Source organism: Streptomyces sp. NPDC027962 (assembly GCF_055566095.1).
In genome coordinates, this window is record NZ_JBVHTA010000033.1 from 65,484 (window position 1) to 88,860 (window position 23,377).

At 71.2% G+C, this 23,377-nt stretch carries 19 protein-coding genes and 3 pseudogenes; 17 read left to right on the top strand and 5 right to left on the bottom strand.

Translation table 11 applies throughout. The features are described from left to right. Nucleotides 1-210, top strand: a pseudogene (locus ACZ4SA_RS26635) (hypothetical protein); the annotation flags it as partial. A gap of 88 nt (nucleotides 211-298) precedes the next feature. On the opposite strand, the gene ACZ4SA_RS26640 reads toward ACZ4SA_RS26635, so the two are convergent. Further along, on the bottom strand, nucleotides 299-1,606 hold the full coding sequence (locus ACZ4SA_RS26640; protein ID WP_468279206.1) for a PucR family transcriptional regulator: 1,308 nt from the start codon (nucleotides 1,604-1,606) through the stop codon (nucleotides 299-301). Nucleotides 1,607-1,779: 173 nt separating this feature from the next. Here ACZ4SA_RS26640 and ACZ4SA_RS26645 point away from each other — a divergent pair, with 173 nt between their 5' ends. Together ACZ4SA_RS26645 and pruA are read left to right on the top strand one after the other, a co-directional pair. Next, on the top strand, nucleotides 1,780-2,706 hold the full coding sequence (locus ACZ4SA_RS26645) for a proline dehydrogenase family protein (RefSeq protein ID WP_468279209.1): 927 nt from the start codon (nucleotides 1,780-1,782) through the stop codon (nucleotides 2,704-2,706). 49 nt (nucleotides 2,707-2,755) lie between these two features. Continuing rightward, a complete protein-coding gene (gene pruA / locus ACZ4SA_RS26650; protein ID WP_468279212.1) occupies nucleotides 2,756-4,387 on the top strand; it encodes an L-glutamate gamma-semialdehyde dehydrogenase in 1,632 nt (543 codons plus the stop codon). A gap of 118 nt (nucleotides 4,388-4,505) precedes the next feature. On the opposite strand, the gene ACZ4SA_RS26655 is transcribed toward pruA, so the two are convergent. Next, nucleotides 4,506-5,345 (bottom strand): DUF1206 domain-containing protein, encoded by an 840-nt coding sequence (locus ACZ4SA_RS26655; RefSeq protein ID WP_468279215.1) that lies wholly within the window; start codon nucleotides 5,343-5,345, stop codon nucleotides 4,506-4,508. Nucleotides 5,346-5,471: 126 nt separating this feature from the next. Between ACZ4SA_RS26655 and ACZ4SA_RS26660 the strand changes: the two genes are divergently transcribed. The 5 genes from ACZ4SA_RS26660 (at nucleotide 5,472) to ACZ4SA_RS26680 (ending at nucleotide 9,385) form a co-directional block, all read left to right on the top strand. Then, nucleotides 5,472-5,825: a hypothetical protein gene (locus ACZ4SA_RS26660; RefSeq protein WP_468279218.1), complete on the top strand. Its 354-nt coding sequence runs from the start codon at nucleotides 5,472-5,474 to the stop codon at nucleotides 5,823-5,825. A 96-nt stretch (nucleotides 5,826-5,921) separates the two neighbouring features. Next, a complete protein-coding gene (locus ACZ4SA_RS26665) occupies nucleotides 5,922-6,479 on the top strand; it encodes a GNAT family N-acetyltransferase (RefSeq protein ID WP_468279221.1) in 558 nt (185 codons plus the stop codon). 296 nt (nucleotides 6,480-6,775) lie between these two features. After that, on the top strand, nucleotides 6,776-6,904 hold the full coding sequence (locus ACZ4SA_RS26670) for a hypothetical protein (RefSeq protein WP_268247338.1): 129 nt from the start codon (nucleotides 6,776-6,778) through the stop codon (nucleotides 6,902-6,904). Between the two features lie 73 nt (nucleotides 6,905-6,977). Continuing rightward, entirely contained in the window at nucleotides 6,978-8,021 is a 1,044-nt protein-coding gene (locus ACZ4SA_RS26675) for a 3-isopropylmalate dehydrogenase (RefSeq protein ID WP_468279224.1), read from the top strand. A 257-nt stretch (nucleotides 8,022-8,278) separates the two neighbouring features. Further along, entirely contained in the window at nucleotides 8,279-9,385 is a 1,107-nt protein-coding gene (locus ACZ4SA_RS26680) for a branched-chain amino acid aminotransferase (protein WP_468279227.1), read from the top strand. Between the two features lie 94 nt (nucleotides 9,386-9,479). Here the strand turns inward: ACZ4SA_RS26680 and ACZ4SA_RS26685 are convergent, their stop codons facing one another. Then, nucleotides 9,480-10,898: a cytosine permease gene (locus ACZ4SA_RS26685; protein WP_468279230.1), complete on the bottom strand. Its 1,419-nt coding sequence runs from the start codon at nucleotides 10,896-10,898 to the stop codon at nucleotides 9,480-9,482. 141 nt (nucleotides 10,899-11,039) lie between these two features. Between ACZ4SA_RS26685 and ureA the strand changes: the two genes are divergently transcribed. The 6 genes from ureA to ACZ4SA_RS26715 all read left to right on the top strand — a co-directional run bounded on the left by ureA (nucleotide 11,040) and on the right by ACZ4SA_RS26715 (nucleotide 19,078). Beyond that, entirely contained in the window at nucleotides 11,040-11,726 is a 687-nt protein-coding gene (gene ureA / locus ACZ4SA_RS26690; RefSeq protein WP_468279233.1) for an urease subunit gamma, read from the top strand. Then, nucleotides 11,726-13,408 carry an urease subunit alpha gene (locus ACZ4SA_RS26695; protein ID WP_468279236.1) on the top strand — a complete coding sequence of 561 codons (1,683 nt, stop codon included), beginning with the start codon at nucleotides 11,726-11,728 and terminating at the stop codon, nucleotides 13,406-13,408. Before ureA ends, ACZ4SA_RS26695 begins: the two co-directional genes overlap by 1 nt. A 38-nt stretch (nucleotides 13,409-13,446) precedes the next feature. Further along, nucleotides 13,447-14,463, top strand: coding sequence for an agmatine deiminase family protein (locus ACZ4SA_RS26700; RefSeq protein WP_468279238.1), 1,017 nt, complete (start codon nucleotides 13,447-13,449; stop codon nucleotides 14,461-14,463). 92 nt (nucleotides 14,464-14,555) lie between these two features. Further along, a complete protein-coding gene (locus ACZ4SA_RS26705) occupies nucleotides 14,556-15,179 on the top strand; it encodes a TetR/AcrR family transcriptional regulator (protein WP_468279241.1) in 624 nt (207 codons plus the stop codon). A gap of 425 nt (nucleotides 15,180-15,604) precedes the next feature. After that, nucleotides 15,605-17,227, top strand: a complete 1,623-nt coding sequence (gene cimA / locus ACZ4SA_RS26710) for a citramalate synthase (protein ID WP_468279244.1) — start codon at nucleotides 15,605-15,607, stop codon at nucleotides 17,225-17,227. Nucleotides 17,228-17,716: 489 nt separating this feature from the next. Further along, nucleotides 17,717-19,078: a hypothetical protein gene (locus tag ACZ4SA_RS26715; RefSeq protein WP_468279258.1), complete on the top strand. Its 1,362-nt coding sequence runs from the start codon at nucleotides 17,717-17,719 to the stop codon at nucleotides 19,076-19,078. 283 nt (nucleotides 19,079-19,361) lie between these two features. Here ACZ4SA_RS26715 and ACZ4SA_RS26720 read toward each other — a convergent pair whose 3' ends face one another. Next, on the bottom strand, nucleotides 19,362-19,991 hold the full coding sequence (locus tag ACZ4SA_RS26720) for a YceI family protein (protein WP_468279247.1): 630 nt from the start codon (nucleotides 19,989-19,991) through the stop codon (nucleotides 19,362-19,364). A 251-nt stretch (nucleotides 19,992-20,242) separates the two neighbouring features. On the opposite strand from ACZ4SA_RS26720, the gene ACZ4SA_RS26725 reads away from it, so the two are divergent. Next, complete coding sequence (locus ACZ4SA_RS26725; RefSeq protein ID WP_468279250.1) at nucleotides 20,243-20,752, top strand: hypothetical protein; 510 nt, start codon at nucleotides 20,243-20,245, stop codon at nucleotides 20,750-20,752. An 84-nt stretch (nucleotides 20,753-20,836) separates the two neighbouring features. Here ACZ4SA_RS26725 and ACZ4SA_RS26730 read toward each other — a convergent pair whose 3' ends face one another. Then, nucleotides 20,837-22,048 carry a glycoside hydrolase family 64 protein gene (locus tag ACZ4SA_RS26730; protein WP_468279261.1) on the bottom strand — a complete coding sequence of 404 codons (1,212 nt, stop codon included), beginning with the start codon at nucleotides 22,046-22,048 and terminating at the stop codon, nucleotides 20,837-20,839. Nucleotides 22,049-22,282: 234 nt separating this feature from the next. Between ACZ4SA_RS26730 and ACZ4SA_RS26735 the strand changes: the two are divergent. Both ACZ4SA_RS26735 and ACZ4SA_RS26740 read left to right on the top strand, forming a co-directional pair. Continuing rightward, nucleotides 22,283-22,833, top strand: a pseudogene (locus ACZ4SA_RS26735) (endo-alpha-N-acetylgalactosaminidase family protein); the annotation flags it as partial. Between the two features lie 12 nt (nucleotides 22,834-22,845). After that, nucleotides 22,846-22,935 (top strand): annotated as a pseudogene (locus tag ACZ4SA_RS26740) (hypothetical protein); the annotation flags it as partial. Nucleotides 22,936-23,377 lie beyond the last annotated feature (442 nt).

Consider the following 23,377-nt stretch of genomic DNA (forward strand, 5'->3'; position numbering starts at 1 on the left):
GTGGACACGCAGCCTCCGGTGGACCCGCAGCCTGCGGTCGAGCCTCAGGGTCCGGTCGAGCCCCGGGTTCCGGCGGTCGAGCCCCCGGGCACCGCCGAGCCCCCGGCCCCGGCGGTCGAGCCCACGGCTCCGGTCGCGAGCGCTGCCCGGACCGGGCCGCAGCGCGCCAGGGAGGCTGTGCCGTCCGCGTGCGCCGACGCCGCAGCCTGAAGAGGTGGACGTGGACGCGGGAGCCCGAGGCAGGAGTGCGGGAGGCGCCCTGCGCTCCGCAGCCGGCACGGCCTCCGTCTGCGCCGCGCTACAGCCGTGCGCTCTTGAGCGTCATGTGCAGGAGAAGCCGGTGCTCGCCGTCGTCGAGGTTCAGGCCGGTGAGCTGTTCGACGCGCGACAGCCGGTAGTAGAGCGTCTGCCGGTGGATGCCGAGTGAGGCCGCGGTGCGGCCGGCCTGTCCCGCACAGTCGAGGAACACCTCGGCCGTGCGGGCCAGTTCGTGATGCGCGGGCGCCAGCAGTGCCCGTACGGCGGGGTCGTCGGCGACGCCGGGGGCGAGCCCGGTCAGCAGGCGGTACGGGCCGAGGTCGGCCCACCGGGCGACGGGTGCGAGGCGGGGCTCGGCCAGGGCCGCCCGGGCGGCCGCACGTGCTTCCCGCCAGGCGCGGCCCAAGTTGCCCAGTCCGAGCAGCGGGTCCGCGATGCCCGCGGCGCTGCGGCTGCCGCGCCCGGCGGGCTCAGCCCCGTCGGCGGGGCCTGGCGCGCGCTCGCCCGTGGAGGCCGCCGGGCGGCCTGGGCCGGAGGCGGCAGCTCGACCCGTGCCGGAGCTGCCCACTGCCCCGGCCCGTGCGCCCGCCCCATTGCCCGTGCCCCCGCCCGTCGCCTCGCTCAGCCGCGAGGCCACCGCCAGCGCGGGCGCCAGGTTGTCCGCCGTGCGCAGCCGGACCAGCGCGCCCACGGCGTGGTCGGCCGAGCCCGTGGCCCCTGACGCCAACGGCACCGTGCACAGCGCCGAGGCCCCCGGCAGCGATCGCGCCGACGGCGCGTCACCGGCCGGCCACGGCATCACGCACACCAGCGTGTGCAGCCCTTCCGCGTCGGTGCCCAGTTCCGTGCGGAGCGCGTCCACGGCCATGTCGTACTGCCAGCCGCGCTCCGCCGTCAGCACGGCCCGCAGTTCGCGCGACAGATCCGCCCCGGCGCGTTCCTCGTCCGCGAGCAGGGCGCCGATCCGCGCCGCCACCTCCATCGCCGCGGACAGCTGCGTTTCCGTAGGCCCGGGGTCGACGTCGAGCAGCCAGACATAGCCGAGTGCGATGCCGCGATGCCGTACGGGCAGGCAGATTCGGTCACGGAAGACCCCTGCGTCCGGGGCGGCCGGGATTCGCACCGGGCCGGTCGCCCGCCTGATGCCGAAGGCCTCGAACCAGGCGCGTACCGCCGGGGTCGACCGGCGGGTCAGGATCGAGCGGGTGCGGACGGGGTCCATCGCCGCGTCGTCGTCGCTGTCGTGCGCACCGAAGGCGATCAGTCCGAAGTCGCGGTTCTCCAGCGTCGCGGGCATGGCCAGCAGCGCGGAGAGTTCGTCCACGAGATCCTGGTAGTCGCCCTTCACCTCGCCATTCTCGCACCCTCTTCAGACATATGTCTGAGATCCGGGACACCGATGCGTGACAGCTGTCGATGGCAGGCGGACGGAGCCATCCTTAGGTTTCAGGGTGGTTCTTCGCGCCGTTTCCGGGTCGTTCGGTTTCGGCCACTTTCAACACCTGTTCCGTGGAGGTGCCCGTGCTGGGTCCCGTGATCCTCGCCGCTTCGCGCAGCGACAAAATGCGCCGCTTCGTGTCCGCCGCACCGGGGACCCGGCAGGTCGTCTCCCGGTTCATCGCCGGCGAGACGGTCGAGCAGGTCGTCCCGATCGTCAAGGACGCTGTCGCCAAGGGCCTCGAGGTCACCCTCGACGTCGTCGGCGAGGACATCACCACGCCCGAGCAGGCCGCCGCCGCCCGCGACGCCTACCTCGAGCTGATCGAGCATCTGGCGGGCCTCGGCCTCGGTGCCAAGGCCGAGATGTCGGTGAAGCTGTCGATGTTCGGCCAGGCGCTCGAGGGCGGGCACGAGCTGGCGCTCGCCAACGTCCGCCCGGTCGTCGAGGCCGCCGCGGCCATCGGCACGACGGTTACGCTGGATGCCGAGGACCACACCACCCTCGACTCGATGTTTGCCATCCACGAGGAGCTCCGCAAGGAGTTCCCGCAGACCGGCTGTGTCATCCAGGCATACCTGTTCCGCACCGAGGACGACGCCCGCCGCCTCTCCGACGCCGGCAGCCGCGTCCGTATCGTCAAGGGCGCGTACAAGGAGCCCGCCACCGTCGCGTACCAGGACAAGCCCGAGATCGACAAGGCGTACGTCCGCATCCTGAAGATCCTGATGGAGGGCGACGGCTACCCGATGATCGGGTCGCACGACCCGCGCCTGGTCGCCATCGCCCAGGAGCTGGCCCACCGCGCAGGCCGCAAGCTCGACGACTACGAGTTCCAGATGCTGTACGGCATCCGCAGCGACGAGCAGGTCCGGCTCGCCGCCGAAGGCCACCGGATGCGGGTCTACACCGCGTTCGGCACCGACTGGTACGGCTATTTCATGCGCCGTCTCGCGGAGAAGCCGGCCAACCTCCTCTTCTTCGTGCGCTCGATGATCACCAAGAACTGACACCAGGGCAGAGCCCTCCCCAACCCCTCGTAAAGGAGTCACGGAACTCATGGACGCTGTCACCCAGGTCCCCGCCCCGGTCAACGAGCCGGTGCACGGCTACGCCCCCGGTTCACCCGAGCGCGCCCGGCTCGAGGCCAAGCTCAAGGAACTGTCCGAGAACCCGATCGACCTGCCGATGACCATCGGCGGGGTACGGCGCATGGGCGGCGGTGAGCGCGTCGACGTCGTGCAGCCGCACAACCACAAGGCCGTCATCGGCACCTTCGCCGCCGCCACCCAGCAGGACGCGCAGGACGCCATCGACGCCGCGCTCGAGGCCGCCCCGGCCTGGCGCGCCATGTCCTTCGACGACCGCGCGGCGATCATCCTGCGCGCCGCCGAGCTGCTGGCCGGCCCCTGGCGCGAGACGCTGGCCGCCTCGACCATGCTCGGACAGTCGAAGACCGCGCAGCAGGCCGAGATCGACACCCCGTGCGAGCTCATCGACTTCTGGCGCTTCAACGTCAAGTACGCCCGTGACCTGCTCGCCGAGCAGCCCCCGGCCAACTCGCCGGGCGTGTGGAACCGCCTCGACCACCGCCCGCTCGAGGGCTTCGTCTACGCGATCACCCCGTTCAACTTCACTGCCATCGCCGGCAACCTGCCGACCGCGCCCGCACTGATGGGCAACGTCGTCGTCTGGAAGCCGTCCCCGACGCAGACCCACGCCGCCGTGCTGCTGATGCAGCTCCTGGAGGAGGCCGGTCTGCCCAAGGGCGTCATCAACCTGGTGACCGGCGACGGCATCGCCGTCTCCGAGGTGGCCCTCGAGCACCCGATGCTCGCCGGTATCCACTTCACCGGCTCGACCAAGACCTTCCAGCACCTGTGGAAGACGGTCGGCAACAACATCGAGAAGTACCGCTCCTACCCGCGCATCGTCGGTGAGACGGGTGGCAAGGACTTCGTCGTCGCGCACCCCAGCGCCGACCGCGCCGTGCTCAGGACCGCGCTGACCCGCGGCTCGTTCGAATTCCAGGGCCAGAAGTGCTCCGCGTCCTCGCGCGCGTACGTCCCCGCCTCCCTCTGGAACTCCGGCCTCAAGGAGGAGTTCGCGGCCGAGGTCGACGGCATCAAGATGGGTGACGTCACCGACCTGACGAACTTCATCGGCGCCGTGATCGACGAGCGTTCCTTCGCCAAGAACAAGGCCGCGATCGACCGTGCCAAGTCCGACCCCTCCTGCACGATCGTCGCGGGCGGCACCTACGACGACTCGGTCGGCTACTTCGTCCGCCCGACCGTCATCGAGTGCACGGACCCTTCGAGCGAGGTCTTCACGACCGAGTACTTCGGCCCCATCCTCGCCGTCCACGTCTACGAGGACGACAAGTACGACGAGATGCTGGAGCAGATGGAGTCGGTGTCGGCGTACGCGCTGACCGGCTCGATCATCGCCGGTGACCGGGCCGCCGCGGCCCACGCGATGGGGAAGCTCCGCTACGCCGCGGGCAACTTCTACATCAACGACAAGTCGACCGGCGCCGTCGTCGGCCAGCAGCCCTTCGGCGGCGGCCGCGCCTCCGGCACCAACGACAAGGCCGGCGCCCCGCAGAACCTGATGCGCTGGACGCTGACCCGCGCGATCAAGGAGACGCTGGTCCCGCCGACGGAGTACACGTACCCCCACATGGGCTGACCCTCCCCCTCGGGCAGGCCCCCACGTCTCCGCCCCCGTCCCGGCCCCCACGCCGGAACGGGGGCGGTTTCCATGCGCCCGCTGCTCAGACCCGGCGCCGTCCGGGCACCCCGCCCGTTCAGACCCGGCGCCAGCGCGCCATCGCGAACGAGAAGACCCCGAACAGCACCAGCCCCGCGGCGACGACCACCAGCAGCCACGGCCCCGCCGGCGTCTCGGCGAACGAGCGCAGCGTGTCGTCGAATCCCTTCGCCCGGTCCGGCTCGTACGTGATCGCCGCGCGCACCGCGAACACGCCGATCGCCGCGAACAGCGCGCCGCGCGCCAGACCGCCACCGACGCCGGTCACGTCGACGAACTTACGGGCCCGGTGCGACATGCCGCCCTGCTTCAGATGCTTGCGGTACTTGCGCCGTGCGGCCTGCACGGCCACCCATGTACCGGCAACGGCTGTGCCGACCCCGGCCAGACCCACGATCCACTGACCGCCCGGCGCCTCCAGCGCCCTCGCCGTGACGTCCCGGGACTGCTGGTCGCTGGACCCGCCGCCGCTGCCGCGGTCACCGGCGGCGAACGCCAGGACGGAGTAGGCGACGAAGCCGTAGAAGAGGCAGCGCCCCGCGGACAAGAGCCGCTTGCCCGTCTTGTGCCCGTCGGGGCCCGCGGCGCCGAACAGCGCTTCCGAGAGCCGCCACAGAGCCATGCCGGCCAGGCCTGCGCCCAGCGCCCACAACAGCACCGCGCCGAAGGGCTGTTCGGCCAGCTCGGCGAGGGCTCCGCCCTTGTCCGCCTGGCGGCCGCCGCCGTCGAAGGCGATGTGCAGGGCGAGGACGCCGACGAGCAGATAGATCACCCCGCGTGCGACGAATCCCCATCGTGCGGCAGAGTCGACAACCGAACTGTTCGCCGCCCGCCGGGCATTTGCCCGGCCGCGTACCGTCACCGTGCGTGCGTTCATGGGCCACCTCCGGTACGCAGGTGCCCTGGGCAACCGGGCGGAAACGGCGCGTGCGAACAGCGGCCGCCCACAGCCACCGTGACAGCCGGTCAGTTTGCCGACTCCCGCGGCGGATACCCGAAGACCATGACCGAGACCAAGAAGAAGACGACCCAGGCACGTACGAGCACGGCGCGAGCGCAGGGCTCCGCCAAGGACGCGGCGCGCGAAACCACGGAAGCCGCACAGGGATTCGGTGGCGCAGCCACCGACAAGGCGGCGTCCGCGGCACGGACGGTTCAGCGCACGGCCGTCTCCGCCGCGGGCGCCACGGCAGGAGCGGCGGGCGTCGTCTGGAGCATCGTCAAGGCCCGTAAGACCGTTGTCGCCGGAGCGGGGACGGGTGTCGTCACCGCGGTGGCCGGCTCGTACGCGCTCGGCCGCCGTTCCGGCCTGCGGCAGCGCGGCCCGCTGTCCCGTCTCACGGGCGGCAGGCTCTGACGGTCGCGTTCGCCGACCACCTGTTTTCCGTCACCGGGTACCGGCCCAAGGAGCAATCCGGTACCCGGTGACGGTGCCGCCTGCCACAGTGACCGCATGACCGATCGTGTGACCGACGCGCTGCGCACGGCCCATACCCACCAGCTGTCCGAGTCCGGTCTCGCCGGGATCCGGACCATGCTGCACGGCGCGTTCGGCGGCGATTTCGGCGAGGAGGACTGGGCCCACGCCCTCGGTGGCGTGCACGCCTTCGTGCGGGACGGCCGGGGCGTGGCAGCCCACGGCAGCGTCATCATGCGACGGGTGCTGCACGTGGGCCGGTCGTACCGCGTCGGATACGTCGAGGCGGTCGCGGTCCGGGCCGACCGCCGCCGCCAGGGTCTGGGCGGCCGGGTGATGCAGGCGCTGGAGACGGTGATCGACGGGGCGTACGACCTCGGCGCGCTGTCCGCGTCGGACGACGGCGCCGAGCTGTACGGCGTCAGGGGCTGGCAGTTGTGGCGGGGACGTATCGAGGTCATGGCCCCCAAGGGCACGGTCCACCTCCCCGAGGAGGAGGACTCCACCTGGCTCCGCCCCACCGCCGGCGCGTCGCTTCCCGAGTCCGCCGGGGGCCCGCTGGTTTTCGACTGGCGCGACGGGGATGTGCTCTGATCCGGCCTGATCCAAAGACAGGGACCCTGAGCGGCGTCCTCCGGGACCCGGTGAGCGTGCGCCTGAACCGGGCCGGGCGGTCCTCTGCGAAGATCGCGTCTCAGATAGTAGGAAGTCCGAGTAATTGTGGAGACAGAGCGGCCGAGCTGACCTAGCTTTGTAGGAGCCGAACGTCTCGCTCGATCCAGCGAATGGCGGTCGTGAGCCCGTGCCCCCATGCAGGCAACCCCTGCGGCACCGCTCCCCGCCCCTTCCGGCGCCTCGAAATCTCTTCTGATCTCAAGGAGTCGATCATCATGTCCGCTGCGACCGCTCGCCGAGTCCGTCACGCCTCCCGTACCAGCGAGTCCGACCGCAAGAACGCCGCCGCCGCCCTGCAGCGCGCCCTCGACCGCCGGGACAACGGCGGCTCCACCGGTCACTGATCCGCGAAGTTCGACCCCGTCCATATGGTGGACCTCGCATGTCATTGAATGGGACGGGGAGTAGGGTGCCGACATGTCTCGCAGCATCAATCTCGCAGTAGTCCCCGGTGACGGCATCGGCCAGGAAGTCGTGGCGCAGGGCCTGAAGGTCCTTGCCGCGGTCCTGCCCCAGGATGTGAAGCTGGAGACCAAGGAGTACGACCTCGGCGCCCAGCGCTGGCACCGCACCGGAGAGACTCTCCCCGACGCGGAGCTCGACTCCCTCAAGAACCACGACGCGATCCTGCTCGGCGCCATCGGCGACCCGTCGGTGCCCTCCGGTGTGCTGGAGCGCGGTCTGCTGCTGAAGCTGCGGTTCGCCTTCGACCACTACGTCAACCTGCGTCCGTCGAAGCTGTTCCCCAATACGGCCACTCCGCTGGCCGGCCGCCCGGACATCGATTTTGTCGTCGTCCGTGAGGGCACCGAAGGCCCGTACACCGGCAACGGCGGCTCCCTGCGCACCGGCACGCCAGCCGAAGTGGCCACCGAGGTCAGCCTGAACACCGCCTACGGCGTGGAGCGCGTCGTCCGCGACGCGTACGAGCGGGCCGACTCCCGCCCCCGCAAGAAGCTGACGCTCGTCCACAAGAACAACGTCCTCGTCTACGCCGGCCACATGTGGAAGAACATCTTCGACAGGGTCGGCAAGGAATACCCCGAGGTCACCACCGACTATCTGCACGTCGACGCCGCGACGATCTTCTTCGTGACCCAGCCGGAGCGCTTCGACGTCATCGTCACGGACAACCTCTTCGGTGACATCCTCACCGACCTCGCCGCTGCCGTGACCGGCGGCATCGGCCTGGCCGCCTCCGGCAACATCAACCCGACGGGCGAATTCCCGTCGATGTTCGAGCCCGTCCACGGCTCGGCGCCCGACATCGCCGGCCAGGGCAAGGCCGACCCGACCGCCACGATCCTGTCGGTCGCCCTCCTGCTGCGCCACCTCGGCCACGAGACCGAGGCCGTCCGGATCGAGGAGGCGGTCGCCGCCGACCTCGCGGAACGGGAGCCGGGCACGACCCGCACCACGGACGAGATCGGCGATGCGCTCGCGGTACGAGTAGCGAGCTGACCCGCCGGACACCACTTCCGGGGGCGTCCCCCGGACACCCCCAGAAGCCGCCGGGTCGCATCCCTAGTCGCGCCCGGCGGCTTTTCCTGTGCGGCCCTCGGGTGCCACCATCATCCTGGGCCGCAATCACGCCGTTCCCCGCACGGTCCTCCACGGGCGATAATCGAACGTGGACCGTGTGCACGGCGATGCTCGGACGTCCAAGCAATCGGCGTGAGCGCGGTCCGTCACAACAACCGGTGAAGGACACTGCACTCATGACGACGCCCACGATCGAGCTCAAGCCCTCCTCGCACCCGCTGTCCGACGCGGAGCGTGAGGGGATCCTGACCAACCCGGGATTCGGCCGCCACTTCACCGACCACATGGTGACGATCAAGTGGACGGAGGGGCGTGGGTGGCACGACGGTGAGCTCGTGCCGTACGGACCGCTGTCCCTCGACCCGGCCAACATGACCCTGCACTACGCGCAGGAGATCTTCGAGGGCCTCAAGGCCTACCGCCGTCCCGACGGCTCCGTCGCCACGTTCCGCCCCGAGGCCAACGCGGAGCGGTTCCAGCGGTCCGCGCGCCGCCTCGCCATGCCCGAACTGCCGGTCGACACCTTCATCGCCGCCTGCGACGCCCTGGTCCAGCAGGACGAGGCATGGGTCCCGCCGCACGGCGGCGAGGAATCCCTCTACCTCCGCCCGTTCATGATCGCGACCGAGGTGGGCCTCGGTGTGAAGCCGGCCAACGAGTACCTCTTCATCGTCATCGCCTCGCCCGCGGGCGCGTACTTCCCCGAGGGCGTCAAGCCCGTCTCCATCTGGCTCTCCGAGGACCGCGTGCGCGCCGTCCCGGGCGGCATGGGCGATGCCAAGACCGGCGGCAACTACGCCGCGTCCCTCCTCGCCCAGGCCGAGGCCGCGCAGAAGGGCTGCGCCCAGGTCGCGTACCTCGACGCCGTCGAGCACAAGTGGGTCGAGGAACTGGGAGGCATGAACCTGTACTTCGTCTACGAGACCGACTCCGGTCAGGACGTCAAGATCGTCACGCCCGAGCTCACCGGCTCGCTGCTCGCCGGGATCACCCGTGACTCGCTTCTCACCCTGGCCAAGGACCTCGGCTACGAGTCGGAGGAGAGCCGGGTCTCCATCGACCAGTGGCAGGCCGACACCGAGAAGGGCACGCTCAAGGAGGTCTTCGCCTGCGGCACCGCCGCGGTCATCACGCCCGTCGGCCTGGTGAAGTCCGCGCGCGGCGAGTGGGCGCAGTCCGGCGGGCAGCCGGGCGAGGTCACCATGCGGCTGCGCAAGGCGCTCCTCGACATTCAGACGGGCACCGGCGAGGACGTGCACGGCTGGATGCACCGGCTCGGCTGACGCCCGCAACTCACCTCCCGTCCACTGAGGCCCGGCTCCCTGCACCGCAGACGGCCCGGCGCTCTGCGCCGCAGACCTCAGGCCGTCCACGTCGCTACCGAGGCCCGGCTCCCTGCACCGCAGGGCGCCGGGCCTCGGCAGTGAGCGCGCCCAGCGCCGCGTACATCACGCCGCCCACCAGGCCGGACAGGACGAAGCTGCAGTCCACCCCGCCGGTGAGGGCAAGCAGCGGGCCCTCGTGGAGCGGGGTGGAGACGGCCGCGAGACCCACCGCGGCGCCCAGCGCCCAGGACGCCGTGGCGCTGGGGTTCCAGCCGGCGCGGAACCAGTAGATCCCGCCCCGCGCACGCCGGTTGTAGACCTGCAGCGCCTCCGCGTCGTACGCGCCGCCGCAGCGGATGTGCGCCATCAGCGTGATCACCGCCCAGGGCGTGCCGACCGCGGTGAGCAGCAGCACGAACGACGTCATCGCCGACTGGGCGTCCCACACGAAATGGCCTGCGAAGACGAACGCCGTGGCGACGGCGGCGACGACCAGCGTCGCCCGGGTGCGCGTCGCTCTCGGCAGGATCGCGTCCAGGTCCAGGCCCATGGAGTACAGCATCAGACCGGCGTTGCCGACCGAGCCGGCGGCCGCGGCGACCAGCAGCGGGATCACGTACCAGGCGGGGGAGGCGGCGACCAGCGGTCCTGCGTAGTCCAGCCCGGCGCGGGCGGCCAGCGCCGTGTACGTACCGAACAGCTGCGGAACGAGCAGGCCGGCCGTGAGCCCCAGGCAGGTGGCCCGCCAGACGGTGCGCGGGCTGTGCCGTTCGGGTGAGATGTAGCGGGTGTAGTCGCCGAGCAGGGTGATGAACGCGATCGGCCCGCTGAGCCCGGCGGCGACAGCGGACAGCAGCCAGGTCGGCCAGAACGAGCCGAGCAGGTACGGGGTGTCCGGCGGGGCCGCGGTGGTCATCCCGGGCGCGTAGGCCAGCAGGCCGAGGAGCAGCAGTGCCGTCATGCCGACCGCGAGGATCCGGCTCAGCCGCAGCAGCAGCCGGTAGCCGTACACCGCGCCGACCACCGTGCACGCGGCGAGCAGCGCGTACACGACGGTGTGCGCGACGCCGCCGGTGGGCACACCGGCGATCCGGGCCAGCGTCCCGAGCATCACGTCGCCGCCGATCCACAGGGTCAGAGCCGTGTAGCCGAGTGAGAGCAGCAGCCCGACCACGGAACCCACGAGCCTGCCGCGCACGCCGAAGGCAGCGCCGCTGGATGTCGACAGGTTCGTCGCGGTCCGCAGGGAGACGAGGGCCAGCGGAGCGGTGACGGCGACGCCGACGATCGTGCCGGCGATCACGGAGGTGACGGCGGGCCACAGGCCGAGACCGAAGGAGACGGGAAGCCAGCCGAAGACGATCACCCCCAGGCAGAGGTTCGACCCCAGCAGGATGGACATGAGATCGCGCGGAGTGCTGGTGCGCTCCGCCTCCGGGATGGTGTCGACTCCGTGCTGTTCCACCGGCATGGGCTGCCCCTCGAGCTCGCTGTTTGAGTGACGCTCTAATTGAACGCTGCTCAATGTGAGCCATGTCCTGCTTGAAGTCAATGGTTCCGTTCAGGACGAGGCCATTGTTAGAGTGGTGCTCGAACATGGAGGTGTGGTGACGTGCGACTGACCCCGACCGAGCGCGACAGGCTGCTGCTCTTCGGAGCCGCCCAGCTGGCGCGGGCGCGCAGGGCCCGCGGCCTGAGGCTCAATGTCCCGGAGGCGACCGCGCTCATAGCGGACACCGTCTGCGAGGCGGCCCGCGACGGCCGCAGACTGGCGGAGGCCATCGACGCGGCCCGCTCGGTGCTCGGCCCCGACGATGTCCTCCCGGGCGTTGCCGACCTCGTGACCGAGGTGCATGTGGAGGCCGTCTTCGACGACGGGTCCCGCCTCGCCGTCGTATCCGACCCGATCGGCGGTGAGGGACTGGGTGAGCACGCCCCCGGAGCCCTGCTGCCCGCGCCCGCTCATGAGGAGACGGCACCCGCCCTGCGGCTCACGGTCCGCAACACGGCGACCGTGCCCGTCAGCGTCACCTCCCACTTCCACTTCTTCGAGGCCAACCCGCGGCTCCGCTTCGACCGTGCCGCCGCCTACGGCATGCGGCTCGCCGTCCCGGCCGGTTCCTCCGTCCGCTTCGACCCGGGCGCCGAGGCGCAGGTCGGCCTTGTGCCGATCGGCGGCGACCGGATCGCCGTCGGCTTCGCCGGCCTGGTCGACGGTCCGCTCGATGCGCCGGGCGCCAGGGAAGAAGCACTCAAGCGGGCCGCGGCCTGCGGCTACCTCGGAGCGGAGGAGATCTGATGGACCCGTACGAATACGCATCCGTGCACGGGCCCCGAGCCGGGGACCGGGTCGTCCTGGGCGACTCCGGGCTCGTCGTCCGTGTCGAGTCCGACGCACAGAAGCCCGGAGACGAGTTCCTCGCAGGTTTCGGCAAGACCGCCCGCGACGGTCTGCACCTGAAGGCCGCCGCGGTCCGCGAGACCTGCGACGTCGTCATCAGCAACGTTCTGGTGATCGACGCCGTGCAGGGCGTCCGCAAGGTCTCCATCGGCATCCGTGAAGGGCGCATCCACGCCGTCGGCCGGGCGGGCAACCCCGACACCCTCGACGGCGTCGACGTCGTCGTCGGCACCGGCACGTCCATCGTGTCCGGCGAAGGGATGATCGCCACGGCGGGCGCTGTCGACACGCACGTCCACCTGCTCTCCCCGCGGATCATGGAGGCGTCGCTCGCCTCCGGCGTCACCACCGTCATCGGCCAGGAGTTCGGCCCGGTGTGGGGCGTCGGCGTCAACTCGCCCTGGGCGCTGAAGCACGCCTTCAACGCCTTCGACGCCTGGCCCGTCAACATCGGCTTCCTCGCGCGCGGATCGTCCTCCGACGACGCCCCGCTGGTGGAGGCGCTCGCCGAAGGCGGCGCGTCCGGCTTCAAGGTCCACGAGGACATGGGCGCGCACACCCGGGCCCTCGACACCGCGCTGCGGGTCGCGGAGGAGCACGACGTGCAGGTCGCGCTGCACAGCGACGGGCTGAACGAATGCCTCTCCGTCGAGGACACCCTCCGCGTCCTCGACGGCCGTACGATCCACGCCTTCCACATCGAGGGCTGCGGCGGCGGACACGTACCGAACGTCCTCAAGATGGCGGGCGTGCCGAACGTCATCGGCTCGTCCACCAACCCCACCCTGCCCTTCGGCCGGGACGCCGTCGCCGAGCACTACGGCATGATCGTCTCCGTCCACGACCTCAAGACCGACCTGCCCGGCGACGCCGCCATGGCCCGCGACCGCATCCGGGCCGGAACCATGGGCGCGGAGGACGTGCTGCACGACCTCGGCGCGATCGGCATCACCTCGTCCGACGCGCAGGGAATGGGACGTGCGGGGGAGACCGTACGCCGCACCTTCGCCATGGCAGGGAAGATGAAGGCCGAACTCGGCCCCCTGGACGGCGACGGCGCACACGACGACAACGCACGCGTCCTGCGCTACATGGCCAAGCTGACCATCAACCCCGCCATCGCCCACGGGCTCGCCCACGAGATCGGCTCCATCGAGGTCGGCAAGATGGCCGACATCGTGCTGTGGCGCCCGGAGTTCTTCGGTGCGAAGCCCCAGCTGGTGCTGAAGTCCGGCTTCCCCGCCTACGGAGTCGTCGGCGACCCGAACGCGGCGACCGACACCTGCGAACCGCTGGTGCTCGGCCCGCAGTTCGGCGCCTACGGAGCGACCCCGGCCGACATCTCCGTCGCGTTCGTGGCCCAGGCCGCTGTCGACCTCGGATCCGACCTGATGCCCACCCGTCGGCGCAGGGTCGCGGTGCGCGGCACACGGGGCATCGGCCCCGGCAACCTGCTGCTCAACTCCCGTATCGGAGAAGTGTCGGTGGACGGCGGCACGGGGCTGGTCACGCTCGACGGCGATCCGCTGCGCTCGCAGCCGGCCGAGTCCATCTCCCTGAACCGGCTCTACTTCCTGTAGACCCCGCAGCCCGCACCTCCCAGTAATCGAGGATTCCCGTGACCTTCCGCATGCCGGCCGAATGGGCCCCCCACGAGCGCACCTGGATGGCCTGGCCCGGCCCCAACCCCACGTTCACGAACGACGCGGAACTGGGAGAGGCACGGGCCGCCTGGGCCTCCGTGGCCCGCGCGATACGCCGCTTCGAGCCGGTGACCGTGGTCGCCGGCCCCGGCCAGACCTCCTTTGCCGCCGAGCTCCTCGGCCCGGACATCGAGGTCGTCGAACGAGACCTGGACGACGCGTGGATGCGCGACATCGGCCCCACCTTCGTCACCGATGGCTCCCAACTCGCCGCCGTGGACTGGGTGTTCAACGGCTGGGGCGCGGCCGACTGGGCGCGCTGGGAGCACGACGCCAAGATCGCCCGCCACGTCGCCGACCTCGCGGGCGTATCCGTCCACCCGTCCCCCCTCGTCAACGAGGGCGGCGCGATCCACGTCGACGGCGAAGGCACCGTCCTGCTCACGGACACGGTCCAGCTCGGTCCGGAGCGCAACCCCGGATGGACCCGCGCGGAGGTCGAGGCCGAGATCCACGCCCGGCTCGGCACGAAGAAGGCGATCTGGCTGCCGCGGGGGCTGTCCGGCGACTACGGCATGTACGGCACCCGCGGCCACGTCGACATCGTCGCGGCCTTCGCCCGCCCGGGGGTCGTCGTCGTCCACACCCAGCCCGACCCGTCCCACCCCGACCATGAACTGTCCATGGCCAACGTGGCCCTGCTCGCCGCCCAGACGGACGCCAGGGGCCGCCGCCTGGAGGTCGTCGAGGTCCCGGCCCCGACCGTCCTCGTCGACGAGGACGGCGAATGGGTCGACTACTCATACATCAACCACTACATCTGCAACGGCGGGGTGGTCCTCTGCGCCTTCGACGACCCCCGCGACGAGATCGCGGCGGGCATCTTCCGCAGGCTCTTCCCGGAGCGGACGGTGACGCTGGTCGACGCGCGGGTGATCTTCGCGGGCGGAGGCGGCATCCACTGCATCTCCCAGCAGCAGCCGAAGATCTGACAGAGGGGCGGCGGGGCGGACCTTCGCGGACGACGACCGAGCACGATCGGGTAGAACGTACGGGTGAACGCCTCGCTCCCGGCAGCCGCCGTATGACCCCCGCCGCCCGCCGCCGCAATGTCGCGCCACCGCGCGAGGCCCTCCTCGCCGCCGCGATGGCCACCATCGCCGAGCGCGGGCTCGACGGGCTCACCATGGCCGGGCTCGGACGCGAGGTCGGGATGAGCAGCGGCCATCTCCTCTACTACTTCCGCACCAAGGACGAGCTGCTCCTGCAGACCCTGGAGTGGAGCGAGGGCCGCCTGGGTGCGGAGCGCAGCGCGCTGCTGTCCCGCCAGGCGACGGTACGGGAGCGGCTCGACGCGTACGTCGACCTGTACGTGCCCGAAGGGCCGCGCGACCCGCACTGGACGCTCTGGCTCGAGGTCTGGAACCGCTCGCAGAACGCCGACGCCGACGCCCGCGCCCGCCAGGCCGCGATCGAGGGCGCCTGGCACCGCGACCTGGTGGCGCTGCTCGCCGAGGGCGTCTCCCACGCCGAATTCCGCCCCGTCGACGCCGACCGCGTAGCGGCGAGACTGCGCGCGCTGCTGGACGGCTTCAGCGTGCACGTCGCCGTGGGCATACCGGGCACGAGCCGGACCCAGGTGCTGGCCCACGTAGCGGAGTACGTGGAAGAAGCACTGCTGCCACCCTCCACCCCCGCCGGCAGTTGAGCCCGCCGGGCGGTCGGCGTTCGAGGTGCGGGGTTCGGGGTGGAGCCCCGGCGAGAGCGGCGCCGCCCGGGGCGGGAGCCCCGGTCCGGGAAGGGCGGGGTGGGGGAGACACCCCGCAAAGCGGCGACCGCATCGTGAGACACCCGTCCACCCCCCGCCCACCTTGTGGCACACTGCCCCCGTGCTCTCGTTCGCCATGATTATCGGCAGCAGCGCGCCGGTCCGCAGTGACCGCTGAACCCGTGGACAGCAATCCCGCGGCAGGCGGCACCGTGCCCCAGACCCGCGCGCAGACCTCTCGCACCCGCGAGGGGTTTTTTCGTTTTACGGCCTCACCCGTGGCCGCAGGCGGACCGCGCGTGAAGACGGGGGCAAGTGGAGCCAGAACTTCCGGAGCCACTCATCCGACAGGAGTCAAGACAGCCATGACCACCAAGGCCAAGGACACGGACGGCTTCCGTGTCGACGACGCCTTCCACGTCTTCGACACGACGCTGCGCGACGGCGCCCAGCGCGAGGGCATCAACCTCACGGTCGCGGACAAGCTGACCATCGCCCGGCACCTTGACGAGTTCGGCGTGGGCTTCATCGAGGGTGGCTGGCCGGGTGCGAACCCGCGGGACACCGAGTTCTTCGCCCGTGCCCAGCAGGAGATCACCTTCCGGCACGCCCAGCTCGTCGCGTTCGGCGCGACCCGCCGCGCGGGTGCCAAGGCGAGCGAGGACCCGCAGGTCAAGGCGCTTCTCGACTCGGGCGCGCCCGTGGTCACCCTGGTCGCCAAGTCGCACGACCGGCATGTCGAGCTCGCGCTGCGCACGACCCTGGAGGAGAACCTGGAGATGGTCCGGGACACCGTCTCCTACCTGTGCGAGCAGGGCCGCCGGGTGTTCGTGGACTGCGAGCACTTCTTCGACGGCTACCGCGCCAACCCCGAGTACGCCAAGTCCGTCGTCCGCACCGCGTACGAGGCCGGCGCGGACGTCGTCATCCTCTGCGACACCAACGGCGGGATGCTGCCCGCCCAGGTCCAGGCCGTCGTCGGGACCGTGCTCGCCGACACCGGCGCGCGGCTCGGCATCCATGCCCAGGACGACACCGGCTGCGCCGTCGCGAACACCCTGGCCGCCGTCGACGCCGGCGCCACCCACGTGCAGTGCACGGCCAACGGCTACGGCGAGCGCGTCGGCAACGCCAACCTGTTCCCGGTCGTGGCCGCCCTGGAGCTCAAGTACGGCAAGAAGGTCCTGCCCGAGGGCGCCCTCGGGGACATGACCCGCATCTCGCACGCCATCGCGGAGGTCGTCAACCTCACGCCCTCCACCCACCAGCCCTATGTGGGTGTCTCCGCCTTCGCCCACAAGGCCGGACTGCACGCCTCCGCCATCAAGGTCGACCCGGACCTCTACCAGCACATCGACCCCGAGCTGGTCGGCAACACCATGCGGATGCTCGTCTCCGACATGGCGGGGCGTGCCTCGATCGAGCTGAAGGGCAAGGAGCTCGGCATCGACCTCGGCGACGACCGCGAGCTGGTCGGCCGGGTCGTCGAGCGGGTCAAGGAGCGCGAGCTCCAGGGCTACACCTACGAGGCCGCCGACGCCTCCTTCGAGCTCCTGCTGCGCGCGGAGGCGGAGGGCAGGGCCCGCCGCTACTACCGCACGGAGTCGTGGCGCGCGATCGTCGAGGACCGCCCGGACGGCACGCACGCCAACGAGGCCACGGTGAAGCTGTGGGCGAAGGGCGAGCGCATCGTCGCCACGGCCGAGGGCAACGGCCCGGTCAACGCACTGGACCGGGCGATGCGAGTGGGCCTGGAGAGGATCTATCCGCAGCTCGCCAAGCAGGAGCTTATCGACTACAAGGTCCGCATCCTCGAGGGCCGCCACGGCACGGGGTCGACGACCCGCGTGCTGATCACTACCGGCGACGGCACCGGCGAATGGGCCACGGTCGGCGTCGCGGACAACATCATCGCCGCGTCATGGCAGGCTCTGGAGGACGCGTACACGTACGGCCTGCTGCGCGCGGGCGTCGAGCCGACGGAGTAGCCGGCGCAGGACGGAGCGGCACGGCCCGGCTCTTCCGGACCGCGCAGCCCGCCCGGCCGCGTGCCCGTTCCGCAGATGCCACCAGGTGCTGGCGAGGGGGTACCGGGCTGCAGCCCAGTAGGGAATCGCTTCCTCAGCGCTGCTCTGACCCGCAGGCCGGAGCGGGCGGTTTCGGCTTTCGACGTACCGGCGGACGACCGACAGGACTGACCAGGCTCACCAGAACGCCGGGCGGCGGTGAGCTGACGCTGAAGCCCTCGCGGTCGCCGCCACGGTCCTCCAGGCGGCCGGCCACGGCACGCCCCCGCAGAGGTCTGGGACTTGGTGGGCAAGGCGCGGCTGCTCGTCCAGCAGGAGATCGGCTCGGACCTCACCGAGGCGACGGCGAAGCCGTTCGCGGATGCCGCCGCCGACCGGTGCGGGCCGGCGGTCGACGACTCCCGGCCCGCACCTATGTCTTGTTTGCGGCTGTTCGGGTACTTTCATGGCATGAGGACACGGCCGTTCACTTGGGTGTCGGCTCTCGCGGGGCTGACCCTGTTGCTGCTCCTGGCCTTGGTGCCGACGTCCGGCGCCGCTGCCAAGGCCTCGGGGCTGTCCGACGTCGCCGACGCCCTGAAACAGGGGCCGGTGTACGTCCACCCGGCCATGACAGGCCAGCTTTCGCGGTCCGAGGCCGACTCGCTCGCCACGCAGATCGAGGACGCCGACAAGCCCGTCTTCGTGGCGGTCCTGCCCGCGACCGCGGAGTTCCCGCCCGACGACCTGCTGCGCAATCTGCGCACCGAGACCGGCATCACCGGCCTGTACGCCGTCCGGCTCGGCGACGGCTTCGACGCCGGGGCCGACTCGTCCGTGCTGTCCAACCGGGCCGTCGAGAACCTCACCACCGCGGTGAAGAGCGGTGGGCCGGTCGACGCGGCCACCCAGCTCGACAACTTCGTCGACCAGGCGCTGCCCCAGGTCCGCGGTAGCGCCCCCGCCTCCTGGGACCCCGGTTCGGGTGGTGACGAGGGCGCCGGTACAGGATCGCTGATCGTCCTCGGTGGCGTCCTCGCGGCCGGCGGCGCGGGCGCCTACGCTCTGCTCCGCAGCAAGCGCCGCCGGAAGGCCGAGGAGGAGAGGGCCGCACTCGAGAAGCTCCGCGTCGTCGTCGACGAGGACATCACCGCCTTCGGCGAGGAGCTCGACCGGCTGGACTTCCACCCCTCGGAGAAGGGCGCGGACGACGCCATGCGCGCCGAGTACGAGCGCGCCCTCGACTCGTACGACACGGCGAAGTCCCGCATGGGCGCCGCGCGGCACCCGGGCGATGTCCGCGGGGTCACAGAGGCGCTGGACGACGGGCGGTTCGCGCTCGCCGTCCTGGCCGCCCGGCGAGAGGGCCGGCCGGTCCCCGAGCGCCGCGCACCCTGCTTCTTCGACCCCCGCCACGGCCTTTCGGTCAAGGACATCTCCTGGGCCCCCGCGGGCGGTGCTGCGCGCGACGTCCCGGTGTGCGCGGCCGACGCGGCGCGCGTCGAGGAGGGCCAGGACCCGATGGCCCGCACCGTCGACACGGGCTCCGGACGCCGCCCGTACTGGGAGGCCGGCCCGGCCTACGGCCCGTGGGCCGGCGGCTACTTCGGCGGCGGCATTCTTCCCGGCCTGCTGGTGGGCACGCTGCTCGGCAACATGCTGGCCACACCCGCGTACGCGGCCGACTACGGCGGCGAGGACTACGGCGGCGGCGAGTACTCGGGCGGCGACTTCGACTCGTCCGACTTCGGCGGCGGCGGCGACTGGGGCGGTGGCGGCGGGGACTTCGGTGGCGGCGGCGGCTTCGGCGGCTTCGACGGCGGCGGCTTCTGACCGCATCCCCGAGCCAGGCATGTACGGCAACCGCAACGGCGCCGTCGTGGGGGCTCGACCGGATCGACCAGCGTGAGTTGCCGCTCGACGGGGCATGCGTCACGTCAGGCGCAGTCTCGGAGCCATGCGCCTCTCCCTGTGCCTCGGCTGGGGCTCACGCAGGCCCAACGAACGGGCGCTGTCCCGGAAACGCACGGTGAAGCCGGAGAGAGTGGACGTCCGAGCGCCCGCCCGTGCCTGGGGGCAGGGCGGGCGTGCTCGTGGAGTGCCCCTGCGCGGCGGGTCAGGCGGCGGGGGCGGCGGCCTTGATCGCGGAGATGTCGAAGGTCAGCTTCACCTTGTCGCTGACCATCACGCCGCCGGCTTCCAGGGCCGCGTTCCAGGTCAGGCCCCAGTCGGAGCGCAGGATCTCGGTGCTTCCCTCGAAGCCGGCGCGCTCGCTGCCGTAGACGTCCGTGGCCGAGCCCTGGAACTCGAGGTCGATGCTGAGCTGGCGCGTCACGTCCTTGATCGTGAGGTCGCCCGTGATCCGGTACGTGTCGCCGCCCAGCTGCTCGGCTCCGGTGGAGCGGAACGTCATCTGCGGGAACGTCTCGGCGTCGAAGAAGTCGGCGCTGCGCAGGTGGGTGTCGCGGTCGGCGATACCCGTGTTGACGGACGCGATGGCGACGTCGATGGAGGCGGTGGACCGGGCGGGGTCCGTGCCGTCCAGGAACAGCCTGCCCTCGTGCTCGCCGAAGGTGCCGCGGACGTTGGTGACCATGGCATGCCGGACGGTGAAGCCGATGCTGCTGTGTGCGGGGTCGATGGTGTATTCGCCGGTCAGGGCTGCCAGTGCCGGGTCGGCCTTCGGCGTGGCGGCGGCGGTGCCGAGGACGGCGACGTCGGTGTTGCGGCGGTTGAAGAGGCCCATGACTACTCCTTGGGGACGGTGCGCCGGGAGCACCCTGCGCTGTTGTTTAAGCTTCAACGAAATCGACTGTAGACCTATTCCGTACAGCATTCAACTTCTTCGGAGGGGTCCACCCGGAGCTTCATCCGGAAGACGTCTGCGCCCTCTGGCGGACGCGCGTAGAACTCGGGCACCATCTGTCTGCTCCACCTGCACAGCCGTCCCACCGGAAGCACGGTCCATAACGGTCATCAGCAGGAGGCATCCCCGCCATGGGAATCCGCTCCGTCATCAGCGCGCTCGCACTCATCACGGGCGCGCTCTTCGCGCCCGGCTTCGGAGCGCTCACCACAGCGACCGACGCAGAGGCCGCCACCAGGATCAGCCACGCCACGGCGACCTCGATGTTCCGCTCGTCCGGGATCACCTGGTCCTCGTCCGGCGGCTGCTCGAATCGCAACAACCCGACCTGCACGTCCTTCGACCAGCTCAACCTCGCCACCGCGAAGGGCGCCCAGACCCTCAAGAGCGCCAGCGGCTGTGCCCTCAACATCACCGGCGGCACCGAGACCGGCCACGCGGGCGGCACGTACTCGCACTGGAACGGCTACAAGCTGGACTACTCCAAGTACACGTGCGTCGGCAACTACATCAAGAACAGCTTCACTTACATCGGCGTCCGCGGAGACGGCGCGCCCCAGTGGAGGTCCGGCTCCGGCAACATCTACGCGGACGAGGGCAACCACTGGGACGTGACGTACTACAACTGCGGCGGCTGCTGACCCGGACCCGCCCCGGGGGAACGACGTGCGGGCGTCCGGCCCCCCGGACCGGACGCCCGCACGGACATCAAGGGATACGTACGCTCAGGACCCGACGCTCACCGTGAAGCGGCTCGGATTCCCGTCGTGCGCCGCGCCGGAGACGTCCGGCTGTCCGTCCGGGCGGACGTCGTCGTACGGGAAGGCGTACCCGATCGGGGAGTTGGCGTGCACGACACGCGACCAGTGGTTCGTCGACGGGTCGCGGTAGTAGTCGGCCACGGTCGCGCCGTTCGGCTGATCCGGGTGGGTCAGCAGGGTGGTCCGGTTGAACGCCGCCGAGATCCGGGCCAGCAGCGCCTTCTTGTCGTCCGGGTCGTTCGGGTTGTTGGCGAACGGGCCGTGGTTGCAGGTGAAGACGTCCCGCGACGACGGCCTGGCGAAGGTGTGGCCGCCCTGGAAGGTCAGGACGTCGCCGCCGACCCGCCCGGCGAGCACGCCGCGCCCGCCCTGCAGGTCGACACGGAGATCCTCCGCGCGGTACTTGCCCCACACCCGGTCGATGTACGCGTCGAAGACGTTGCGGAAGGGCATCTCGGCGGGGCGGTCGAAGTAGGGCGCCATCAGCGTCTGGGGCGAGATCGCCCGCAGGACCCTGCCGTCGGCGCCCCGGATCACCAGCTTGTCCCACGGCTGCCCGTCCCGGCCCGCCTGGGCGGCCAGGCCGGCCGCGATCTTCTCCAGCGCGCCGTCGGGGAGCGGGGCGACCGCGTGGGTCGCGTCGCCGGTGAGCGTGAGGCCGATGGGCAGTGCCGTCACCAGGTCGACGTAGCTGATGTTGGCGTACAACTGCGTGGAGTTGAAGGTGAACTCGCAGAACGACCAGGTGCGGCCGTAGTTGGGGTCGGCCGGTGTGGCGAAGGCGGGTTCGACCAGGGACGGGCCGGGGTTGACGAAGAAGTCCAGCTTGTTGTCGCGGACGAAGTAGACCCGCGCGCCGAACATCCTCGGCAGCGTCAGGACGACCGGGCCCTCGCCGGCGGCGCGCAGCGGGATTGCACAGTCGACGCCCAGCGGGGTCTGCGGCGCGGAGGGGGAGAGCGGCTTGTGGACACTGCCGTCGGCGCGCAGCAGCACCCAGTCGCCGGTGCCGTCCTCGTGGCCGGTGATGTAGGCGTTGACCGTGCCGGGCAGGGACTTGTTCTCCAGGGCCAGTTCGCAGGTGGTGGGCGCGGCACCCGCGCCGGGGCTGAGAGCGCTTCCCCAGGAGGGGTAGGTGAGCGCCGTGGCGGTGGCGGCGGCGCCGGTCAGGAACATGCGGCGGGATATCACGGGATGAACTCCTGCTGGTGTGGGGGGAGTCCCACTCTTGCGAGGGGTGTGGCGGCCGTCAAGAGTTGCGACTGAGAGCGCTCTCGCAGTGCCGGTACCTTCACAAGTCGCCGCCGCCGAAGGGTGACTTGGGCCAACGCGCGGAGGTTGTTGGACTGCCGGACGCGGCCGTCACCGACTTCGTTGACGCCGCGGAGAGCGGACGACTACGCAGGCCCCATGCCTCGTAGACTCCGCGCGGCCTGCTCGCCGGCCGCCGCCTCCTGTGCCGTGTTCGCCCTGGCCGGGCCCGCACACCCGGCGCCACCGGCCGACGGGCGCGGGGCCGTGTCGGCGTCCGGTGCCGGGCCCGTCATCAACTCCGGACGGCACTCGGTGAGGGCCGCCGACGACTTCCCCCGCGTGCTTTCGTACACCGACCGCGTGTCCGGCGCCTCGCTGCTCAGCAGCACGGCCCCCCCGTCACCGAGGTGACCCTCAACGGCAAGCCGTACGAGGTCCGGCTCGACGCCCCGCCCCGCGTCGAGTGGTCGGCCGCCCGCTACACCCTCGTCTTCCCGGAGCTGCCCGGCGTCGAGATGGGCACCGTCCTGCCGGTCTCGGGCAGCGCCCTGACGTTCAAGGTCGCCGCCGTCCGCGACAGCGGCGCCTTCCGGGCCGGCACCATCGACATACCCGGCCACGACCTGGTGTCCGTCGGCAGTACGGAGCGGGGTGCGGCCACCGCGTTCACCCGGCTCGACCCCGACTCGACGCGGACCGCGGACGTCACCGGCGCCGACCATGTCGAGCTGATCGCCGGCGACGGCGGTGACGGCAGCGGCAACGACCACGCCGACCGGGGCGACGCCCGCTTCCACCGCGGGATCTGAGCAAGCCCGGCGGGATCTGTGCACCCCCGGCGGGATCTGTACACCTCCGGCGGTACCGTGCCCCTCCGGCGGGGGCCCGGTACGGTGGGCCACCCGCCGGATTGACCCGACCGGAGTACGGGGTGTGTGCGGGATGTGAGGTGGCTCTCAGCCTACGTGGTTGTCGGACCTCCACAAAGGGGAACCGGCCTGAGCTGGTGGTTGGCTCTCTGTGCGGAATGGTTCTGTCAGAGGTCGACAGGAGAACGGGCGCGAGACTGTACGGAGTCGACGGCAGGGTTTTCTTGGTCGGATCCGTAGGGTCGATGCATGACCGTTTTGGACGAGACCACCAGCGAGCCGACCGACGCCCGGGGCCGGGTGGCCGAGCTGCAGGCGCTGCGCGAGCAGGCCGTGCGCGGGCCGAGTGAGAAGGCGACCGAGGCGCAGCACGCCAAGGGCA